Below are 25,113 nucleotides of genomic sequence, written 5' to 3'. Positions count from 1 at the left end.
TTTTTATACGATTATAATCTAATTTCTTACCTAAATTCTTCTGTTCTTACACTTTATCATGCTAATTTAGAACGTCATTCGCAACGATATGATTTGAAATAGTTACGCTAACGCTTTCTTAATAAGGGCTACCAGCTCATCCTGTTGTTCGTTAATTATTTCATAGTGGGTAGTATTCATAAAATGATGTTCGAAATCACCTTTGGTATACAGTTGCCAATCTGCCATTTTAACTTTACCGGAATTTTTATTCGCCTCTACCGCAATAATTTTGCTGTTTATGCTTCCTTCAAGCTGATGGGATGTCAGTATTTTTATGTTATGAAAAACCAGCTGTTTAATTCTGTCAAAGTCTTCTTTTCTTATTTCTTTGCCCCAGTGTGCTAATTCATTATCTATTATTTCATCTGATTTTTTCTGATCAAATAAAATTTCTTCCTTTTCATGCGCACCTCTGTCTACCAGGATTAATTTGACAGCTGTATTTTCTTCTTCTAAAATTTTTGCCACTTCAAAACCGATCGTCGCTCCCATTGAATATCCGACCAGAACAATAGGCTGATTCGATACATTTGTGGCTTTGATTTCCTGAACAAATGATTTGGCCATAGCTTTTATACTCTCATCGAATGGCTCATTTTTATCAAAACCTCTGTACTGAAGCCCGTATGCATTAGCTTCTTCATTTAAATCTGTCGCTAAATTTTTGAAAATTGTTGAAGATCCTAAAACCGGCGGAATAAAGAACACATTTGGCGCATCAGCTTTCACTTTATTCAGTTTTAACAGCAGACTTTCACTTGTAAAATTGTTAGTAATAGTTCTTGCCAGTTCTAAAATGGTAGGGTTGTTATAGATATCTTTTAAGGGTACATAGATCCCCAGTTCTTTAGATATCATTGCCATTATTTGCGTGGCTTTTATTGAATTTCCTCCTATTTCGAAAAAATTCACGTCAACACTTATTTTAGATAATTTCAAATTATCTTCCCATACCTTCTGAATTTTTTCTTCTATTTCATTTTCAGGAGCTATGTATTTTTTATCTTCCCTTTTTTCAATTTTTTTATTCTCCAGAAATTTTCTGTCTATTTTTCCACTCACGGTCAATGGCAGCTTATCCATTAAGACAAATTGAGAAGGGATCAGGTAGGCAGGAAGAAATTTTTTCATAAAATCTTTTAGCTCCAGATAAAACAATTTGTTATGCAGTAAACTATCCGGAACAGGCAATAGTTTTACATCAATCTTACCATTTGAATTTAAAGGGAATTCGGCTACACTTACCAGATAATCGGGTACCATATAGTGTGGCAGTTCGTTTCTTAAAAAGGAAATGATTTCTTTTTCGTTTACATTATCAGCTCCTTTGTAGTAGGTTACCAGATGTTTGTCGTTATTATAATCTTTTTTGGCAACCGAAACACTATTTTTAACAGCACTACATTTTTGAAGGACATTATCTATTTCAATAGGTTCAACGCGATATCCTTTTATTTTTACCTGACTGTCCTTTCTTCCACAGAATTCCAGTTCTCCGTTTTCATTGTATTTTGCAAGGTCACCTGTTTTATAAATCAATCCTTCCACAGCAGGATGCGATATAAAATGCCTTTTGGTTTCCTCCATATTATTGAGATATCCTCTTGCCATACCGGATCCGCCAATAAACATTTCGCCAATTTCTCCTGTTTGAATTTCTTTTAAATCATCATCAAACAGGTATATTTTATGGTTGTTTATCGGTTTTCCGATTACATTGCACTTTTCAATAGAATCAATTTGGGCAAAAGTAGAACATACCGTAAATTCTGTTGGCCCGTAGGTATTGAATACTGCTGTTTTATCTATTAATTTATCAATATAGGATTTTCGCAATTCATCCCCTCCACTGATAATTACCCTCGGCATGTGGGCTAATCTTTCGGGAGTCAGATTCAGTTCGTTTATCACCAAAGGTGTTGTGGTAAGAACCGTAACTTTATGGTTGTTTATGGCCTTTATTATCCCTTCGATATCCCTTCCTCCTTCAGAAAGGACAATCAACTTACCTCCTAACGCTAATACCGGGAAAATTTCCTCGATAGAAGTGTCAAACGATATGGAAGATTGCTGTATAACAGTGTCTTTTTCGGACAATTCAAAATAGTTAGAAAATGTCTCTACATAATCAATAACAGATCGTTGTTCGATCATTACACCTTTTGGTTTTCCGGTCGAACCGGAAGTGTAACAGATGTAGCACAGGTCGGTTAGGTTTGCAGCTGCTTCCCCTTCAGACCAGGAATACTCTTTTGAACTGTCATTTAAAGTATCATAAAATAACACCGGGATATGGTCATTCTCTATTTGCAAATCATCCTGATCGGTTATAATTAAGTCTGCAGCGCTATCCTGTAGAATGTAATTTATTCTTGCTTCCGGATATTCGCTGTCTATCGGAATATACACAGCACGAACTTTCATGATCGCCAGAATAGAAACAATCGTTTTTTCAGATCTTCCTGCAATCAAAACGATTTTGCTTCCAACACCTGCATTATAATCTGTTTTTAATACCGCAGCAAGCTTGTCAACCGCTACGCGTAATTCTCTGTATGAAAAACTCTTGTCATTAAAGACAATTGCCGTATTATCAGCATTTTTCGTAAATGATTCCTGGAATAATTGATAAACATTATTTTTATCAGACGCTATATCCTTATAATTGAAATCCTGTCTTTTACTGATGCGGGAATCCTTTACTACGGAACTTTTCTTTTCGACCTCAATAGATTCTTCGCTTTTAAGCGTGTAATACGCCATTAAGTGCCAGTTATTAAACTCATCTTTTTTAGGCACTACCGCTACGTTATGAACTTTGGGGTGTTTAGAAATAACACTCTCTATTTCGCCCGGTTCAATTCTGGATCCGTTTATTGATATTTGATTGTCTTTTCTCCCTAAAAACTGCACGGTACCATCTTCTAACCACATTCCTAAATCTCCGGTTTTGTAAACCCTGGTGGTTTCGCCCGGGCTTAAATTGCATTCTATAAACTGAATTTTAGTTTTCTCCGGTGAATTCAAATAACCTTCCGCCAGGCAAATTCCTCCTATTGCAATTTCTCCAACAAAACCCACAGGAACTATTTTGTGCTTCGGATCTAGTACATAAATCTGTACGTTATCGATTGGTTTGCCAATAGGAATTCTGGATCTTTTCTTTTCGCCGTCGTCGGGAAATGAATCAAAGTAAGTTACTTCAATAGAAGCTTCTGTAGGTCCGTAAAGGTTGGATAACGGGATCTGAAGATTTTTATAATACTTGCTTAATATGGTCTTGGTCAGCTCTTCTCCACTGCAGACAATTCTTCGTAAAGATGTTATTTTGGCAAAATCATTATTCGGAGCATCTAAATAATTGTTTAACTGAGTGGGAGAAAAATGGGTGTACGTTAAATTGTATTTAATAATACTCTCGGTTATCTGAAGTGAATTTTCTTCTCCGGTGGCCAGCACCAGTTTTGCCCCAAAACATAAAGGCATGAATATTTCTCCAATTGAAACATCAAATACAAAAGGTGTTTTTTGGAATATAATATCCTTTTCCGTAAATTCGTAATGGTTCCAGAACCAGTTTATTCTGTTTAAAAGTCCTTCATTTTTAATTAAAACTCCTTTTGGATTTCCGGTTGATCCGGAAGTGTATAATATTGAAAATATATCTTCAGGGCCAACATTCACATCAGGATTTTCAGATGAAAATTCACTTATATTATGGATAATATCATCTGCTTTTAAAATACTAATACTGTACGCAGCTTCTTCCTTAACTATCTTGCTAAAGCTTTCGGTCATTAAAAGCCTTGCATTGGTATCATTCAGGATAAAAGATGTTCTTTCAAAAGGATTTTCCTTATCTACAGGCACATAGGCGGCTCCAAGTTTTATAATACTTAAGAGCGTCACAATCCTGTCTACCGTATTGTCCATCATAACTCCTACACAATCTCCTTTGGAAATATTAAAAGTATCTTTCAGGTAGTGCGATAAACGGTTCGCTTTTGTATTCAGTTCTTCAAAAGTCACTTCGCTTTTTTCTGTAATAATGGCTACGGATTGCGGTGCTATTTCAGCTCTTGCTTCAATACTGTGTTTTATACCTTTAGTCAGTCCAGTTGCTTTACTGGTATTATTAAATTCCTTTAAAGTTTCCACTTCCTGTTGCTCCAGATAAAAAATATCGGCAATAGGTTCATTTGGTTCATTTATAACCTCTTCCAGCAAATTTTTAAAATGATGAATCATTCTTGTAACTTTCTTTTTGCCGAAAAGATTGGCATTAAACCCTAAAGTTCCTGTTATTTTCCCATCTGGTTTTCTTTGAAAAGTATACGATAAATCAAATTTACTGGCAATTGTATTACGAAATTCAATGTCTTCTCCCAAAGAAACGGTATCCGCTATTTTAATGGATGGGTCTACGCTTTCATCAGAATCATGATAGGATATCAGCACATCAAATATCGGATTCTTTTCTGCATTGGTTTCGCTTTCTATTTCATTTACTAATAAATCAAACGGATACGACTGATGTTCAAAAGCATCTAATGTCGTTGTTTTTACCTCTTCAAGAATTTGTTTAAAAGAATTCGACCCTTTAATATTGGTTCTGAGCGCAATTGTATTTACATAAAAGCCAACCTGCTCTTTTAAACTGGCATGGTCCCTGCCGCTTACCACTGACCCAATGATTATGTCTTCCTCACCTGTATATCTGTGCAGCAGAGATTTCAGGGCCCCGATAAGAATCATATACAGGGAAACATTGTTTTGTTTTGCAAATTCCAGCAGCTGATTTGAAATTTTATTTGAAAATTCAAAATTCGCATTGGTTCCTTCGTAAGTTTCAGTTTCCTCAGCTGATAAATCTATGGGTAATTTTAATCTGGCTATTTTATCCGAAAACTTATTAATCCAGTATTTTCTGGAATTGTCAAAATTTCCTGTTTCATGTAAGGTATTTTGCCATACAGCATAATCTTTATACTGAATTGTTAATTTCGGCATTTGGGAAGGAATTCCCGTAAGTTTTGACTTGTAAATCTGAGTAAATTCATCACTAAGTACATTTAATGACCAGGCATCAATTATAATATGATGAAAAACAAGCACAAGTGCCACTTTACCTTCGTGATCTTTAAGTAAAGATGCTTTAATGGCAGACTGCGTCAGGTCAAAAGGATAAAAAAGCTCTTCCTCGATTATTGTTCTGTACTCCGATGGTGAAAAAGCCTCCAGATGATCAATGTCTAACCTGAAATCTTCTATCTCCTTAACAAACTGTCTCGGCTGACCCTCTACAATTTTAATAACTGTCCTAAGAATTTCATGTCGTGATATCAATTCATGCAGCGTGTCTTCAATTATGGCTGTATCCAGGTCCCCGATAGGAAAAATTAAGGGTGAATTATACAATCCCTGGGTTTCGCCTAGTTCATTCAGAATCCAAAGACGGATTTGCCCGCGTGATAACGGATAATGAGGCTGTATGGGAGCCGGCTTAATCAATTCAAATTCCTTTTCCTGAATTATCGAATTAAAAAAATCAAGAATATCTCTTTTTTTAGATTTAAGATCTTCTATAATATCAGATGTTAACGCTCCATCCGGAGCTTTAATCTCTACTTTATCTTCCTGAACAGACACCATGATGCCTTTTCTTCTTAAATGAGTAATGTATTCGTCTGTTGTCATAGTATAAGTTTTATTTCTTCTTTATTTTCAGCTATTGTATCCGTTATTTGTTTAATGGTTATGATATAATCCGCAATTTCCCTGATGGTCTGTTTTACAAAAATTTCCTTTAGGGTTATTTTTACCGATAGTATTTTAGAAATACTATTCATCAGTGCAATTGCTTTTAAGGAATTCCCGCCTAATTCAAAAAATCCATCATCAATATTAATCCTTTCCGTTTCTATCTGTAAAAGCTCTGACCAGATCAATACCAATTGTTTTTCTATTTCGTTTGACGGCCCCACATAGACCCGCTCTTTCTTTTCGATATCCGGTAGTAATCTGCGATCTAACTTTCCTGTCGGACTTAGTGGTAATTTATCCAGCTGCAGGTAGTGAACCGGTATCATGCTAAAGGGTAAACGTTCTATCAAATGGTCTTTTAGTTCGGCTTTATGTATTTTCTCTTCAGCTACATAATACGCTGCTAAAATTTTATGGCCTTCAATTTCAGAAAGATTTACAGCAGCATCTTTGATTCCTTCAAAAGTTTTCAAATGGCTTTCTATTTCGCCTAACTCTATCCTGACACCGTTGAGCTTTATCTGACCGTCTGACCTTCCTAAATAATCAATAGTTCCATCGGAAAACCATTTTGCCAAATCTCCTGTTTTATACAAAAGTCCTGATCCAAAAGGGTTCGGTATAAAACGTTCCTGTGTCAGATCCGAACGGTTCATGTACCCTTTGGACAACCCTTTTCCGCCGATGTACAACTCCCCTTTTACGCCTACTGGCAGCAGGTTCAGTTGCGCGTCCAGAATGTAGACTTGTGTATTGGCGACAGGGCGTCCAATAGAAACTTTATCTCCTTTTAGTGTTTCCGGGGTTAGCTTTTGTGAAATCGAAATTACTGTCGTTTCCGTTGGTCCGTATTCATTGAAAAAATCATATTCTCTGTTATACCTGCGAGCCAGTCCCGGTTTGCATTCTTCTCCCGATACCACGATTCTTTTCAGACTTGGCAAAGAAGGGAGCGTCAGGCTCTCCAAAAATGACGGAGTGACATTCAGCATTGTAACCGAATGGGACGCTAAATAGTCAACAAAAAGCTCCTGGTCTGTCAATACCTCCGAATCAATCAGGACCAAACCAGCACCTGTAGTAAGGGACAACCAGATCTGTTCTACGGAAACATCAAAATAATACGGCGAAAACTGCAGGATCCTGTCACTGGCTTCGATGCCTAAAAATTCGCGTTCGTGATTGATCAGGTTGGTCACCGATTCATGATGTAGCATAACCCCTTTTGGATTTCCGGTAGAACCGGAAGTATAAATCACATAGGCAAGGCTATCCGGCGTTACGTCTGGAAGTATTGTCTCTTTTATAATTTCCGCGCTTTGTTGGGTATCGAGCATTTCTGCCGATAAACAGGTATACCCTTCCAGTGTCAGGCTTTCCTGGTCTAAATTCGTGATCACAAATTCACAGCCGCACTCTTCAAGCATATGATGGGTGCGCGATGCCGGCTGGTTCGGATTAATGGGCACATAGGCTGCCCCACATTTCATAACCGCCAAAATAGCCGTAATCATTTCACTAGAACGCGTCATCACCAAACCTATTATAGAGCCCGAAACCACACCCGAAAAAACAAGATGAATTGCCCAAAAATCCGAGCGCAGCTCCAGGTCACTATAACTTAAAACCTCTTCCCCAAACACAATGGCAGCTGCATCGGGTGTTTTGGCAGACTGGGCCCTGAACAGATCCAAAACGGTCTGCTGCAGGTCGTAATCCGCAAAAGTATCATTAAAATCAACCAGCAATTCTGATTTTTCCGCTTCGGACAAAATCGTCATATCCCCAATTAATTGTATTTCATCTTCCAGTATCACATCGATGATACGGCCAAGGTAACCGCTAAAACGCGCTGCACTTGAAGCTGTAAAAAGATCGGTACGATAGGTAAACGCCAGACTGATTTCTTCCGCATCCAGTACGGCAAGGCTAAGATCAAATTTGGCAATATTATACGATACCTCGTGGAAACTGATCTTAAGATCCGGATCGTTAAAAGCGGAGTCATCCACCTGCTTCTGGTATGTAAAAGAAACGTCAAATAATGAATTACGGCTCGTATCACGCGGAAGCTCCAAAGCATCCACCAGCTCTTCATACTGGTACAGCTGATGGTCAAAAGCTGACAAGGTAGATTCGTGTACCGTGGCCAGGAACTCTTTGAATACCATTCCCGGATCTACATGATTGCGAAGGGCAAGCGTGTTGACAAACATTCCCACGATACCTTCCAGGTCTGCGTGGTGACGGCCTGCCGTTGGTGTCCCTACTATGATGTCGTTCTGGTTGCACAGTTTGCTAAGCAGTATATTGTAAACCGCCAATAGCAAAGTATAAACCGTTACACCACTGGAACTGGCCAGGGATCGTAACTTAGCGCTCTGCTGGCTGTCAAGCTGTAAAGAGTGGCTATTGCCCTGACCGCCTTTGTAAAGAGGCCGGGAATAATCCAGTGGCAAATCCAAAGCGGTAATCTCGCTGGCATATAAATCAAGCCAGTACGATTTATGGGTTGCTACCAGGGACTGGTGCGCATCACTCTGCTGCCATACGGCGTAATCCGTGTATTGGATTCGTAAATCATCCAGTTCTTCCCCTTTGTACAACAACCAGAATTCACGCATTAAAATCTCATGCGAAACCCCGTCATTGATGATGTGGTGCATGTCGAACATCAAAAGGTAATCCTCACCTGTCACTTCCATCAGCGATATGCGGATAGGAAACTCCGAACCGAGATCAAACGGACGGATAAACGTACTGATATAGGTATTCATATCGGCAATAGTCCCGGTGTAATGTCCCATTTTAAAGGCAGTGTCATCGAGTATTCGCTGTACGGGAACACCGTCTACGATTTCAAATACCGTACGAAGACTTTGATGGCGCGAAACCAACTGGGTAAAAGCAAGCTCTAAGCGGCTAACATCCAATGGCCTGCCGATCCTGAAAAAACCGGGCATGTTGTAAGCCGTGCTTTCTTTGTCGAACTCATATAAAAAGTACATGCGTTTTTGTGCAGACGACAATGGATAATACTCCTGCTCTGCTGCTCTTGAAATCGATACAAAATTAATTTTATCAATACCCGTAATATGTCCTGACAGTTCAGAAATGGTACGGTGTACGAATAAATCACGTAAGGAAAGATTAACCGAGAATAATTTGCTGATCTTATTGACCAAAGTAATCGCTTTTAGGGAATGGCCTCCCAAATTGAAAAAATCGGAATGGATACTGATTTTACTGGCTTCAATGCCAAGGACTTCAGACCAGATTTCTACCAGTTTTTCCTGTTCCTGGTTTTGGGCCGCTACATATACTTCGCCTTTTGTAAAATCAGGATTCGGAAGCATTCGCTTATCGACTTTTCCATTGGCGGTAACCGGAAAATTCTCCAGCCATATATAACCCGCAGGAATCATGTAATCCGGAAGCTTAGCCGATAATAATAATCTTATCTGGCTGCTTTCAAGTTCCTCGCTGCCGCATAAATAGGCTATCAGCTGTTTGTTGTCATCAGAACCGTGTGCCAACACTAAAGCCTGGTTTACTGACTCGATATTTTCTAACTGGGATTCAATTTCTCCCAATTCGATGCGATACCCACGCAGTTTTATCTGATTGTCATTACGGCCCAGATAATCAATGGTGCCGTCTGGAAACCATTTTGCCAAATCTCCTGTTTTATACAAAAGTCCTGATCCAAAAGGGTTTGCTATAAAACGCTCCTGTGTCAGATCCGGACGGTTCAGGTATCCTTTGGACAACCCTTTTCCGCCGATGTACAACTCCCCTTTTACGCCTACTGGCAGCAGGTTCAGTTGCGCGTCCAGAATGTAGACTTGTGTATTGGCGACAGGGCGTCCAATAGAAACTTTATCTCCTTTTAGTGTTTCCGGGGTTAGCTTTTGTGAAATCGAAATTACTGTCGTTTCCGTTGGTCCGTATTCATTGTAAAAATCATATTCTCTGTTATACCTGCGAGCCAGTCCCGGTTTGCATTCTTCTCCCGATACCACGATTCTTTTCAGACTTGGCAAAGAAGGGAGTGTCAGGCTCTCCAAAAATGACGGAGTGACATTTAACATTGTAACCGAATGGGACGCTAAATAGTCAACAAAGAGTTCCTGGTCTGTCAATACCTCCGAATCAATCAGGACCAAACCAGCACCTGTAGTCAGGGACAACCAGATCTGTTCTACGGAAACATCGAAATAATACGGCGAAAACTGCAGGATCCTGTCACTGGCTTCGATGCCTAAAAATTCGCGTTCGTGATTGATCAGGTTGGTCACCGATTCATGATGTACCATAACCCCTTTTGGATTTCCGGTAGAACCGGAAGTATAAATCACATACGCAAGGCTGTCCGGCGTTACGTCTGGAAGTATTGTCTCTTTTATAATTTCCGCGCTTTGTTGGGTATCGAGCATTTCTGCCGATAAACAGGTATACCCTTCCAGTGCCAGGCTTTGCTGGTCTAAATTCGTGATCACAAATGCACAGCCGCACTCTTCAAGCATATGATGGGTGCGCGATGCCGGCTGGTTCGGATTGATGGGCACATAGGCTGCCCCACATTTCATAACCGCCAGAATAGCCGTAATCATTTCACTCGAACGCGTCATCACCAAACCTATTATAGAGCCCGAAACCACACCCGAAAAAACAAGATGAATTGCCCAAAAATCCGAGCGCAGCTCCAGGTCACTATAACTTAAAACTTCTTCCCCAAACACAATGGCAGCTGCATCGGGTGTTTTGGCAGACTGGGCCCTGAACAGATCCAGAACGGTCTGCTGCAGGTCGTAATCCGCAAAAGTATCATTAAAATCAACCAGCAATTTGGATTTCTCCTCTTCGGATAAAATCGTCATATCCCCAATCAATTGTATTTCATCTTCCAGTATCGCATCGATGATACGGCCAAGGTAACCGCTAAAACGCGCTGCACTTGAAGCTGTAAAAAGATCGGTACGATAGGTAAACGCCAGACTGATTTCTTCCGCATCCAGTACGTCAAGACTAAGGTCAAATTTGGCTATATTATACGATACATCATGTAGATTTATCTTCAGATTCGGATCATTAAAAGCGGAGTCATCCACCTGGTTCTGATACGAAAAGAAAACATCAAATAAGGAATTACGGCTCGAATCGCGTGATAAATATAACGCATCCACCAACTCTTCATACTGGTACAGCTGATGGTCAAAAGCTGACAAGGTTGATTCGTGTACCGTGGCCAGGAACTCTTTGAATACCATTGCCGGGTCTACATGATTGCGAAGGGCAAGCGTGTTGACAAACATTCCCACGATACCTTCCAGGTCTGCGTGGTGACGGCCTGCCGTAGGGGTACCAACAATGATGTCGTCCTGGTTGCACAGTTTGCTAAGAAGTATATTGTACACCGCCAATAGCAAAGTATAAACCGTTACACCACTGGAACTGGCCAGGGATCGTAACTTAGCGCTCTGCTGGCTGTCAAGCTGTAAAGAGTGGCTATTGCCCTGACCGCCTTTGTAAAGAGGCCGGGAATAATCCAATGGCAAATCCAAAGCGGTAATCTCGCTGGCATATAAATCAAGCCAGTACGATTTATGGGTTGCTACCAGGGACTGGTGCGCATCACTCTGCTGCCATACGGCGTAATCGGTGTATTGGATGCGTAAATCCTCCAGTTCTTCCCCTTTGTACAACAACCAGAATTCGCGCATTAAAATCTCATGCGAAACCCCGTCATTGATGATGTGGTGCATGTCGAACATCAAAAGGTAATCTTCATCTGTCACTTCCATCAGCGATATGCGGATAGGAAACTCCGAACCGAGATCAAACGGACGGATAAACGTACTGATATACGTATTCATATCGGAAACACTTCCGCTGTAATGCCCCATTTTAAAGGCAGTGTCATCGAGTATTCGCTGTACGGGAATACCGTCTACGATTTCGAAAACCGTACGAAGGCTTTGATGGCGCGAAACCAACTGGGTAAACGCAAGCTCTAAGCGGCTAACATCCAATGGCCTGCCGATCCTGAAAAAACCTGGCATGTTGTAAGCCGTGCTTTCTTTGTCGAACTCATATAAAAAGTACATGCGTTTTTGTGCAGACGATAATGGGTAATACTCCTGTTCTGCTGCTCTTGAAATCGATACAAAATTAATTTTATCGATCCCCGTAATATGTCCTGACAGTTCAGAAATGGTACGGTGTACGAATAAATCACGTAAGGAAAGATTAACCGAGAATAATTTGCTGATCTTATTGACCAAAGTAATCGCTTTTAGGGAATGGCCTCCCAAATTGAAAAAATCGGAATGAATACTGATTTTACTGGCTTCAATCCCAAGTACTTCAGACCAGATTTCTACCAGTTTTTCCTGTTCCTGGTTTTGGGCCGCTACATATACTTCGCCTTTTGTAAAATCAGGATTCGGAAGCATTCTCTTATCTACTTTTCCATTGGCGGTAACCGGAAAACGCTCCAGCCATATATAACTCGCAGGAATCATGTAGTCGGGAAGCTTAGCCGATAATAATAATCTTATCTGGCTGCTTTCCACTTCCTCGCTGCCGCATAAATAAGCTATCAGCTGTTTGTTGTCGTCAGAACCATGGGCAAGTACTAAAGCCTGGTTTACTGATTCTATATTTTCTAATTGGGATTCAATTTCTCCCAATTCGATGCGATACCCACGCAGTTTTATCTGATTGTCATTACGGCCCAGATAATCAATGGTGCCGTCAGGAAGCCATTTTGCCAAATCTCCTGTTTTATACAAGAGACCCGGTCCAAAAGGGTTTGCTATAAAACGCTCCTGTGTCAGATCCGGACGGTTCAGGTATCCTTTGGACAACCCTTTTCCGCCGATGTACAACTCCCCTTTTACGCCTACTGGCAGCAGGTTCAGTTGTGCGTCCAGAATATAAGCCTGTGTATTGGCTACAGGACGGCCAATAGGAACTTTATTTTCTAAATTATCTCCTTTTACCATCTTATGAATTGTAAAAGTTACAGTAGTTTCTGTTGGGCCATATTTGTTATAGAACGCATATTTCTTTGAAATGTTCTCAGCTAATAAAAATTTACAAACTTCCCCACCGGATATGACACGACGAAGCGCTGATACTCCTTCAAAATCAACTCTTTCCAGGAAAGATGGTGTACTATGAAGATGTGTTACTCCCTTGTCTATTAAATAGGCATTAAAGCTAGTGCTGTCTAAAAGTCTTTCTTCTTCAATAAGAACCAAAGTAGCTCCTGTTGTCAGGGATAGCCAGATCTGTTCTACGGAAGGGTCAAAATAATACGGCGAAAACTGCAGAATCCTGTCACTGGCTTCTATCCCTAAAAATTCGCGTTCGTAGTGAATCAGGTTGGTCACCGATTCATGATGTACCATAACCCCTTTTGGATTTCCGGTTGAACCGGAAGTATAAATCACATACGCCAGACTATCTGAAGTTACTCGTGGAAGTATATTTCTTTCCGGACTGTCTTTTTTATCCAGCATCTCTGCTGATAAGCAAGTATACCCTTCCAGTGCCGGGTTTTGCTGTTCTAAATTCGTGATCACAAACGCACAGCCGCATTCTTCAAGCATATGGGCAGTACGCGATGCCGGTTGATTCGGATTGATAGGCACATAGGCTGCCCCGGATTTCATAACGGATAAAATAGCGGTAATCATTTCACTCGAACGCGTCATAATCAGGCCTACTATAGAACCCGCAGCCACACCATAATCAATAAGATGCGACGCCCAAAGATCCGAGCGCTGCTCCAAATCATTATAACTTAAAACCTCTTCCCCAAACACAATTGCAGCTGCATCGGGTGTTTTGGCTGATTGTGTCCTGAACATATCCAGAACGGTCTGCTGCAGGTCATAATCTGCGAAAGTATCATTAAAATCAACCAGTAATTCGGATTTCTCCTCTTCGGACAAAATCGTCATATCCGCAATCAGTTGTACCTCATCTTCCAGTATCGCATCGATGATACGGGCAAGATAAGCACTAAAGCGCGCTGCACTCGAAGCTGTAAAGAGATCGGTACGATAGGTGAACGCCAGACTGATTTCTTCAGCATCCAGTACCGTAAGACTAAGGTCAAATTTGGCAATATTATAGGAGACGTCATGGAGATTTATCTTGAGTTCCGGATCTTTAAAAGCGGAATCATCCACCTGGTTCTGATACGAAAAGAAAACATCAAATAAAGAATTACGGCTTGCATCGCGCGGAAGATCCAACGCGTCTACCAACTCTTCATACTGGTACAGCTGATGGTCAAAAGCTGACAAGGTTGATTCGTGTACCGTGGCCAGGAAATCTTTGAATGTCATTCCCGGGTTTACGCAATTGCGAAGGGCAAGCGTATTGACAAACATGCCCACAATAGCTTCCAGATCGGCATGGTGACGGCCTGCAGTAGGCGTGCCCACTATGATGTCGTCCTGATTGCACAGTTTGCTAAGCAGTACATTGTACACCGCTAAAAACAAAGTATACACCGTTACACCATTGGAACTGGCGAGGGAACGCAACTTCTTACTTTTTTGCTTGTCCAGATTTAAAAATTGGCTATCGCCCTGACCGCCTTTGTAAAGAGGACGGAAATAATCCAATGGCAAATCCAAAGCAGTAATCTCTTTAGCGAAAAGTTCAAGCCAGTATGATTTATGGGTTGCTACCAAAGACTGGTGCGCATCACTTTGCTGCCATGCGGCATAATCGGTGTATTGAATGCGTAAATCCTCCAGTTTTCGCCCTTTGTACAACAACCAGAATTCACGCATGAGGATTTCTTGTGAAACCCCGTCATTGATAATATGGTGCATGTCGAACATTAAAAGGTAATCTTCTCCTTTAACATCCATTAGGGATATTCGGATAGGAAACTCCGAAGCGAGATTAAAGGGACGGACAAACGTACTGATATACGTATTCATATCAGTGGTGTTCCCACTGTAATGTCCCATTTTAAAGGCAGTGTCGTCCAGTATTCGCTGTACGGGAAGACCGTCTACTATTTCGAATACGGTACGAAGGCTTTGATGGCGTGAAACCAGCTGGGTAAACGCAAGCTCTAAGCGGCTAACATCCAACGGCCTGCCGATCCTGAAAAAAACGGGCATATTATAAGCTGTACTCTGTTTGTCAAACTCATATAAAAAATACATGCGTTTTTGTGCAGAAGATAACGGATAATAGACACTTACAGAAGCTTTAGGAATTCCAATAAAAAGCTCTTTTTTACTTTTTATTAAATTGAAAAAATCTAATATATCTGTTTTTCTGGTTTTTAACTCTTCAACTATTTCAGAAGTTAAAACATCGTTCGGATCTTCAATTGTAATTTTATCTTCTTGTGAAGTAACGATAATATTTATGCTTCTTAAATAAGTAATGTATTCGTCTGTTGTCATAATATAAGTTTTACTTCTCCTTTAATATCTGCCTCTATATTTTTGATCTGATTAACGGTAATGATGTAATCCGCGATTTCTCTTATGGTTTGTTTTATAAAAATTTCTTTGAGGGTAATTTTCACAGAAAGTGTTTTATAAATCGTATTGACCAGTGAAATTGCTTTTAAAGAATTACCACCCAATTCGAAAAACCCATCATCGACATTAATTTTTTCGATTTCTATATTTAATAGCTCTGAACAGATTACTACCAATTGTTTTTCTATGTCGTTTGATGGAGGGTTGTAGATTCGCTCTTTCTTTTGCGGGTCGGGTAACAACCTGCGATCCAGTTTACCTGTCGGACTTAGCGGCAACTGATCCAGCTGCAGATAATAGCCTGGTATCATGCTGAATGGCAGCAGGTCTATTAAGTAACTTCTTAATTCAGCAGCGGATATAATGTCTTCTGCTACATAATAGGCCACCAGAAATTTATTGTTTTGTATTTCGCGAAGACTAACAACGGCATCTTTGATACCTATAAAAGTATTTAACTGACTTTCAATTTCCCCTAGCTGTATCCTTACGCCATTTAGTTTTATCTGGTCGTCTGCTCTTCCTAAAAATTCTATAGTACCGTCAGGAAGCCATTTTGCCAAATCTCCCGTATTATATAACTTACCTTCACCAAATGGATTATTTATAAATTGACTTTCAGTCAATTCAGGACGTTTTAGATATCCTTTCGACAATCCTTTGCCACCCAAATAAAGAGAACCTGTAAATCCTATTGGAACTACATTTAGGTTGTTGTCTAAAATAAAGGCTTTTGCATTTGCAATTGGCTTTCCGACAGGGACGTTTTTCCTGCCTGTCATTTCGGGGGTTATTTTGCACGAAACCGCAATTACCGTAGTTTCTGTTGGACCATATTCATTATAAAAATCGTATTCTTTGCAATATCTCCCGGCTAAGTTCATCTTGCATTCTTCACCGGAAGCCACGATACGTTTCAGATTGGGCAACTTCGGAATTTCTAAACCATTTAAAAAAGAAGGTGTTGCATTCAGCATGGTAACCTTGTTTTTTTCAAGATAGTTTATAAAGCGTTTTTCATTGCTTAAGGTGCTTTTGTCTACCAAAACAAGTTTTGCCCCGGTAGTCAGTGCCAGCCAGATTTGTTTAACGGAAGCATCAAAATAATATGGTGAGAATTGTAATATGCTGTCTGTTGCATCTATATTTAAAAAATCACGTTCGTGCTGAATAAAATTGGATACATTTTCATGCTGCGTCAGTACTCCTTTCGGTTTTCCGGTTGATCCTGAGGTATAAATAATATACGCTAAGTCGTCAGAAGATGGAAATCCGGTCTTACTGAACTTTTCTATTCCCGTAACTTTATCCAGTACGTCTGTTTCTGCATAGGTGTACGATTGTTTCAATTCTTCCGGAATACTTTCTAAATTCCCAATAACGATGTTACTTTCACTTTCGCTCAACATATGCAGTGTGCGGGACAACGGCTGCTCGGGATCTATAGGCAAATATGCTGCTCCGGTTTTCATTACTGCCAGAATCGCTACAATCATTTCAATTGATCTCGATAACAGTAAACCTACTATCGAACCCGAAACTACTCCTAATTTCACAAGATGGGATGCCCAAAGATCTGAACGCTGATCGAGCTCCTTATAGGTAAGCTGTTCTGCTCCAAAAACAACTGCTTCTGCATTTGGGGTTTTAACCGACTGGGCGACAAACATATCCAGCACCGTCTGGTCAAAATCATAGTCTACAGCTGTGTTATTAAAGTCTGTCAGCAACTGTGATTTTTCCTTTTCGGACAATATTTCAATATCGCGTATTAATTGTTTGGGATCTTCGAGAACGGCTTCCACTATGCGAACCATGTATTCTGAAAAGCGGGAAATGCTTGATTTTTTAAACAGATCTGTGCGATAGGTAAAAGACAGGTTTATTTCCTGTGAATCAAACACTACCAGATTCAGGTCAAATTTGGCCGTAATTTTGGGAGATGCATTATAATGCTCAATTTTAATTTCAGAATTACTAAGTTTTACTCGTTCCTGTTCCTGTTGATACGAAAAGAAAACATCAAACAACGGATTACGTCCTGCCGTACGGGATATCCCTAATGTTTCTACCAATTCTTCATACTGGTATGCCTGGTGATCAAAAGCAGCCATAACAGATTCCTGAACAGTGGATAAGAAATCTTTGAAATTCATATCAGAATCTACGTGATTTCTCAATGCCAGTGTGTTTACAAACATCCCGACTATTCCTTCCAGATCGGAGTGATGACGACCAAGAGCGGAAGTTCCAATGATTATGTCGTCCTGGTTGGCTAACCTGCTCAGCAGAATATTGTAAAGAGCCAAAAAGAACGTATACATCGTTACTCCTTCTTTACTGACAAAAGCACGTAACTTATCACTCTGGGATTTATTAAAACAAACCGAATACGTATCTCCCTGATCACTTTGTTCTAACGACCTGGAATAATCTGTTGGCATTTCCAGAGCGGAGAAACCTTCTGAAAAAAGTGCTGTCCAGTACGACCTGTGACCTGCGAGTAATGCCTGATGTGCCTCGTTCTGCTGCCAAAATGCATAATCTTTGTACTGAACCGTTACAGGTTGTAAATCCTCTCCCTGATACAAGGACCAGAAATCATGTATCAAAATTTCCGTCGATCGTCCATCGCTGACAATATGATGCAGATCGATTCCTAAAATAAAGGACTGTTCTGCTTGTTTTATTACTATTACCCGTAACGGCAGCTCTTTTGAAAGATCAAACGGACGTACAAAATCATTAATTTTATATGCTTCATCCGTACTGTATTCAATTGGAAATATAACTTCATCTGCTAATCGCTGCACAGGATTTCCTTCCTGCAATTCAAACAGGGTGCGTAAACTTTCATGATGGCCTACTAACTTCCTAAATGTTCTTTCCAGCTGCGAAAAATCAAAATCACCTTCTACCTTTAGAAACATTGGCATATTATAGGTTGTTCCTGCTTTATCAAATTCGTACAAAAAATACATGCGCTGCTGGGCAGAGGACAAGGGATAATAGCGGCTTAAAGGAGCTTTGGAAATCGGTACAAAAGATTCTTTTTTACTTTTTACGGCGCAGAAAAAATCTATAATTTCTGATCTTCTGACAGTAAGCTCATCAATTATCTGAGACGTTAAAATATTATCCGGATCCTCTACTGCAATTTTATTTTCTTTTACAGTAATGATAATATTTTCACCTCTTAAATGAGATATGTATTCATCTATCCTCATATTAATAATTTGATTTTTTGTTGATTATTCTCTGAGTCCGATTCCATCTGTTTCACTGTAATGATATAATCTGCGATACTTTTAACCGTTTGTTTTTCAAAAATCTGGCTTAAAGCTATATCCACTGCAAAAACTTTAAAAATTGCATTTACCAGCGTAATTACTTTTAAAGAATGCCCGCCGATATCAAAAAAGTTAGTATTGACACTTATTTTTTCTTTTTCAATACTCAAAATTTCAGACCATATCTCTACTAACTTTTCTTCGGTCGGATTAGATGGTTTTACATGTGTTTCTGATTGTATTATCTCCGGATCCGGCAATGCAGAACGATCCAGTTTTCCGTTGGAAGTCACCGGCATTGCGTTAAGTTTAACAAAATAAGACGGAATCATGTACACCGGTAAACTTTTGGTCAGATAGCTTCTTATTTCTTCCAGTTCCAGTGTTTCGTCATTTTCGGAAACATAATAGGCGACGATACAATAATCATTGTTGTATTTTCGATAATCAACTGCAACAGAAAGTATGCCCGGGTAATCTGTTAAATTACTTTCGATCTCTCCTAATTCTATTCGGTTTCCTCTCAGTTTGATCTGGCCGTCAATTCTTCCCAGATACTCAATAGTACCATCCGGAAGCCATCTCGCCATATCTCCTGTCTTGTACAGTTTATATTTGTCTTCTTTATCAAACGGATTTTCTATAAATTTCTGAGCTGTTAACTCCGGTTTGTTAAGATACCCTTTTGCTACCTGAACCCCTCCAATCAACAATTCTCCTTTCATTCCAACTGACTGAATACGGCATTCACTGTCTACAATATAGATTTGCGTATTTGCGATAGGACTACCTATTGAAACCCTGCTTTCATTCAGGTTTGTAACCTCTATTGCGGTAACGTCAATAGCAGCCTCGGTTGGTCCGTATAAATTATGAATACTGATTCCCGGAAGTTTTTGCTGAAACTCTTTTAAAGTAGCTGACTTCAGTTCTTCCCCACTACAAATTACATGCTTCAGCTGACCTCCTTTAAACTTATTCAGATTCATAAGAAATGCCGCTAACATAGAAGGTACAAAATGGACTAGTGTAATATTTTCTCTCTCTAATATTTCTTCCAGATAATTTGGCTCTTTATGCCCCTCCGGTTTTGCAAACACCAATTTTGCCCCGGTTACTAACGGAAGTATTAATTCCCATACCGATACATCAAAACTGAAATTTGTTTTCTGTAAAATAGTGTCTTTTGATGTTACCTCATAATGATCACGCATCCAGGACAGTCTATTATAAATACCTTCATGCGTATTCATAACACCTTTAGGTTTTCCGGTGGTTCCGGAGGTGTAAATAACATATGCCAGCGCGTTTTGGCTAATTGCTACAGCCGGTGCCGATGTGGATTGCTTTTCATAGATCGACGGATCGTCTAAGATCAGTTTTGGTATCCCGAAGCTGTTTTCATATTTGGATTCCGTTAATAGGAATGGGGACCGGATATCTTCTAAAATATAGTCGATTCTGTTTTGCGGATAGGTCGGATCTATTGGCACATACGCTCCTCCTGCTTTTAGAACGGCTAAAATTCCAATGATCATTTCAAAAGAACGATCTAAACAAATCGGAACGAGAGTTTCAGATGTGACACCAATCTGAATCAGTTTATGAGCTAACTGATTGGAAAGGCTATCCAGCTCACTGTAAGAAAGAGATTCACCTTCAAAAACAACAGCCACATTTTCAGGTACCTGTTTTACTTGTTCCTTAAACAGCTCTAAAATGGTTTCTTCCTGTGTAAAGAAACATTCTGTATTATTAAACTCTTTGGTGACTAAGTTGTATTCTTCTTCACTCAGAACAGAAGTATCTGCCTGTTTCTGGTCTGCATCACTTAATATCTGGTCCAGCGTGCTTTTAAAATAAGAAGCCAACTTAGCAGACTGCTCTGCTTCCAGATACGATGCAGAATACACGATACGGAAAATAAAATCGTCACTGTTGGCAATAATATGTAGATTAAGCAGCGTATTTTCATTTAGATAACTGGTACGTGCATTTGATGGCCCGAAATAATTCTCGTCATATCCCTGGAACTCATTATATACCCTAAAATCTATATAGTTTATCTTAACGTCAAAAATTGGGTTTGCATTAAAGGTTTTCTCATCAATAAATTCCAGTATTTTATAGAAAGGTACGCGCTCATGGTATTTTAATTCCGTGAATTTTTGTTCGATATGATTCACATATTCTCCCCATGTTAAATCTTCAGGTATCTGAACTCTGAAAGGAACTGTATTTAAAAAGCAGCCCAAAAGATATTCCCCATCCGGAATTAAGGGTCTGATATTAGTCACAACTCCCATCGTTATATCATTCTCAAAATTTAGTTTTCTTAAAGAATAGATAATGGCAGAAAAGCATAAATGTTTAAAGCTTGTATTGAATTTACTCGCGGCTGCTTCCAGTTTTTTTCTGTATTCTCTTCCGAAATCATGGTCATCCGTAATAAATATATGCGGTTTACCGGTTGGGAATAATTCAAAACGATTGTAACCCGACAATTCTTTTTGCCAGTAATTTTTGCTGGATTCGCTTTTAATCGCTGCCAGTTCACCCAGTATCTGGTCCTTATAACTACCGTTAATTTGTCTTGGAAGATAACTTATATCCTTTTTAAGGGCTATGGCTGTATTATTTAGTTCTGTTAAAAACGAAGCTAAACTCCATCCGTCAAATAAGGAGTGGTTGAAATCAAACAGCAGGTACTGAAAACCTTCACGCACTTTTATAATATGCATTCTCCAGATTAGGGAAAGTGATAATTCTGTTGTTCTTAGTTTTTCTTCTTCTAACTTATCTTCTATAAATTTATCCTGCTCTTCTTTGTTTAAATGGCATATATCGATAAAATGAACATCAGGTTCAATTTCTTTTAATATGATATGCGCCAGGTTTTTTAAATCGTATATTTTTCTTAGTTCACTGTGCTTTTTAATCATCATGTGCAGGGTGAATTTGAAAATCTCAAAATCAAAATTGTCAAATGGCACATCATACATATTTTGTTCATGATATAAAATATTATGAATACTGTCTGTGTTTCCCAATAATGAATAGTACACCATTCCTTTCTCGATACCATTCATAGGATATACCTCTTCATAGTTATCTAAAAATTCATTTTGTTCTCTGTACGTTGCCTGAAAAAGCTGAAGTTCTTTTTCGGCCTCTTTCTTCAGGAACATATGTTCTTCCCCTTTGTTTGACTTTAAGGCTACGACAAGTTCTTTGATGGTTGGGAAAGAATAGAGGTCTGCAATCATTAAGGAAGCGGACAGTTTTTCGTTTATCGTAGCTATTAAGGCTATCGCTCTCAATGAATCTCCGCCCAGACTAAAGAAATTATCCATTATTCCGACCTGTTCTATCTCCATGTATTTCGCCCAAATCTCGCACATGATTTTTTCTTCCTCGCTTACAGGTGCGATATAATTACCCACAAATCCAATTTTCGGTTCCGGCAATCTGGCGGTATCTATTTTATTGTTGGAGGTAAATGGCATCTCATCAATCTTAACATAGAAGGACGGAATCATATAATGTGGCAGCAGTTCTTCTAAATAAGATCTCAGGTTATTGATATCCAGTTCTTCTTCAGCAATGTAATAGGCACATAAATAAGGCTCTTCCTTTTTTGACACTCTCATAATTACAACGGCATTCTCGATAAGTTCGTGCTGGTATAAATGATGTTCGATTTCTTTTAACTCAATTCTAAATCCTTTCAGTTGTATTTGGTTGTCGGAACGTCTCTTATATTCTAAGTCTCCATTCGCCAATAGTACCGCCAAATCACCGGATTTGTATAAACGATCACCCTCTTTAAAAGGATTGGCTATAAACCTGGAATCTGTCAATTCTTTATTATTCATATAACCACGGGCTACACCTTCTCCTCCAACATATATTTCTCCAATCACTCCAACGGGTACCGGCTTCATATTGTTGTCTAATAAATAAACAGATCCTGTAGGCAACGCTTTCCCGATATTACTGATGCTGCGCTGTATTTCGGCTTCCCCTATTTCTTTATAGGTCATATGCACGGTTACTTCCGTAATGCCATACATATTGATCAGTTTTGTATTTGGATATAAATCTCTCCAGTGATTTAATTTGGATGGCATTAGTGCCTCACCGCCAAAAATCACATAGCGCAAATCATGGAGGTTTACATTTTTTTCAATGCTTTCTCTAATTAAATTATAAAATGACGTTGGGGTCTGATTTAAAACCGTGACTTTATGATCTTCCAGTATTTTCACAAATCTGGAAGGATCTCTTGCTTCTTCATTGGAAATTATAATCAAAGTACCGCCGTAAAGCAGGGGTCCGTACATTTCCCAAACGCTAAAGTCGAAACAATGGCTGTGGAACATGGTCCAGACATCTTTATCACTAAAATCAAATTGGAATTCTTCATTAAAAAGAAGTCGCACGACATTTCTATGTTCTACCATTACGCCTTTCGGAGCTCCGGTTGTCCCTGAAGTATATATGATATAACACATATCATTAGGGGCATTAACGATATCCAGGTTTGAGGTATCCTCAATTGTATCTGCCTCAGCGCTAAATATAATGGCTACTTCTTTCTGGCTTATAACGTTTTCAAATTCCGGAATCGTAAGCACCATTTTAAGTCCGCTGTTTTCTACAATGTAATCAATGCGGTTTTGCGGATAGTTTACATCGATTGGAACATAAGCCCCGCCTGCTTTAAGGATACCAAGCATTCCGATAATAACGTCAAAACTTTTCTCCATTAATATTCCCACCACTGCCTCGCGTTCTAATCCTTTGGATCTTAACAACCTGGCGACTTTATTGGCTTTTTCATTTACTTCCTTATAAGACAGGGTGTCTTCTCCAAAAACCAAAGCGACAGCATCCTGGCTTTTAGCAACCTGATTTTCAAATGCCTCTATTAAATTAAGGGCTTCCGGAAAGGCTACATTTGTGTAATCATTGAGCTGTAATAATTCTTTGCTGCTCTCCTGATCAAGAAGCGTTATTTTATCAATAATAATCGACTCATTTTCAATTACCTGATCTAATATATTTATAAAATAATCAAAGAATCTCTCAACGGTTTCTTTCTTAAATAATTGGGTGCTGTATTCAAATGTGCAGGCTAGCTCTTTTTCTTTTTCGCTAAAATGCATAATCAAATCAAACTTCGAGGTCGATTTATTGATCTCAAAAGGCTTTATCTCCAGCCCATTTATTACCACTTCGGTCTGCTCAAAATTATCTAATGTAATAAGTGTATTAAATAATGGATTCATCTCATTACTTTGTCTTGAACCCAGATCATCCAGTAATGTTTCGAATGGATATTCCTGATTATCAAAACAATTCACCACTTTTGAACTCACTTCTTTTAAATAATCCGTAAAGCTTGTTTCATTTTTTAAGTTGATTCGTATGGCCAGTGTATTGACAAACATACCGATCATATTGTCTAAACTCCAGTGACGTCTTCCGGCTACAGGCGTACCAATTGCCAAATCATCGACACCGGTTAGTTTGGCCTGCAAAATACTATACAAGGACGTAAGTACACTAAACAGGGAAGATTCAGATTTTCTGGCAATTTCGTCCAGCGCATTTCTTCGTTTTCCTGTAATGGAAAAATTGGCGTAGGCTCCTTCAAATGAAATTTTATTTGATTTTTTAAAATCGGCAGGAAGGATCGCTGTGTTTTTAAATCCATTTAACTCATCTAGCCAAAATGCTTTTTGAGAAGAAAGATTCTTTTGGTAGTCATCGCTAAAGTACCAGTCTGCATAATCCTTGTATTGCAAAGTAAGTTCCGGCAATTCCTGTTTGCTGTAGAGCGAAACCAGATCCCTCAAAAATACCTGCATTGAAATTCCGTCAAAAATAATATGATGTACATCCATTAACAGAATAAATCTATTTGCTTCCACTTCTACCAGCTTAGCTCGTACCAATGGCGCTTTCGCAAGATTGAAAGCGTATGAGAAATCAGCAACAATTTCTTTTAAACCTTGTTCATCGGCTTTAATATGAGTAAGTTCGAATTCAAATTTTTCCAGTACTTTCTGTACAGGCTCATAATTATGGTCCAGTACGAAAGAAGTTCGTAAACTTTCATGTCTTTGAAGCAGCTCCATAAAAGCCTTTTGTAATTGTAAGACATCTACGGCCCCGATCAACTCAGATGCAAAAGGAATGTTGTACACATTAGAATCTTCTGCCAGCCCCTGAAGCACATATAAGCGCGCCTGAGGCGGTGTTAGTTTTGTAGCAACGGTGCTTTTGGTCTTTGGAATTTCTAAAGAATTTACATTCTTTTTTCTACTCTCATGAATGTAGTCGATTAACTCATTTTTATTTTTCCTGATCTCGTCTATTAAGTCATTTTCTTCGAAGTCATCGGGTACACTCAATTTTAGGTTACCATCCTCAACACTTAAATGAACATCCAGATTCTTTAATTTTAAAAATAATTCTTCCATGGTTTT

At 39.2% G+C, this 25,113-nt stretch carries 4 protein-coding genes; all 4 read right to left on the bottom strand.

Annotated elements, in window-relative coordinates; all coding sequences use genetic code 11:
- Nucleotides 1-102: 102 nt before the first annotated feature.
- The 4 genes from D0817_RS19670 to D0817_RS19655 are packed head-to-tail and all read right to left on the bottom strand — an operon-like array spanning nt 103 to nt 25,107.
- Nucleotides 103-5,739: a non-ribosomal peptide synthetase gene (locus D0817_RS19670; RefSeq protein WP_127340071.1), complete on the bottom strand. Its 5,637-nt coding sequence runs from the start codon at nt 5,737-5,739 to the stop codon at nt 103-105.
- The gene (locus D0817_RS19665) at nt 5,736-15,248 is read right to left on the bottom strand and encodes a non-ribosomal peptide synthetase (protein ID WP_127340070.1); all 9,513 of its coding nucleotides are present in this window, start codon (nt 15,246-15,248) and stop codon (nt 5,736-5,738) included. The genes D0817_RS19670 and D0817_RS19665 overlap by 4 nt, the downstream gene beginning before the upstream one ends.
- Nucleotides 15,245-18,556, bottom strand: a complete 3,312-nt coding sequence (locus tag D0817_RS19660; protein WP_127340069.1) for a non-ribosomal peptide synthetase — start codon at nt 18,554-18,556, stop codon at nt 15,245-15,247. The genes D0817_RS19665 and D0817_RS19660 overlap by 4 nt, the downstream gene beginning before the upstream one ends.
- Nucleotides 18,553-25,107, bottom strand: a complete 6,555-nt coding sequence (locus tag D0817_RS19655; RefSeq protein WP_127340068.1) for a non-ribosomal peptide synthetase — start codon at nt 25,105-25,107, stop codon at nt 18,553-18,555. Before D0817_RS19655 ends, D0817_RS19660 begins: the two co-directional genes overlap by 4 nt.
- Nucleotides 25,108-25,113: the final 6 nt, after the last annotated feature.

Source organism: Flavobacterium cupreum (assembly GCF_003996965.1).
GTDB classification, from domain to species: Bacteria; Bacteroidota; Bacteroidia; order Flavobacteriales; family Flavobacteriaceae; genus Flavobacterium; species Flavobacterium cupreum.
The sequence above is the reverse complement of the archived record's forward strand: the minus strand, read 5'-3'. Positions and strand labels throughout refer to the sequence as shown.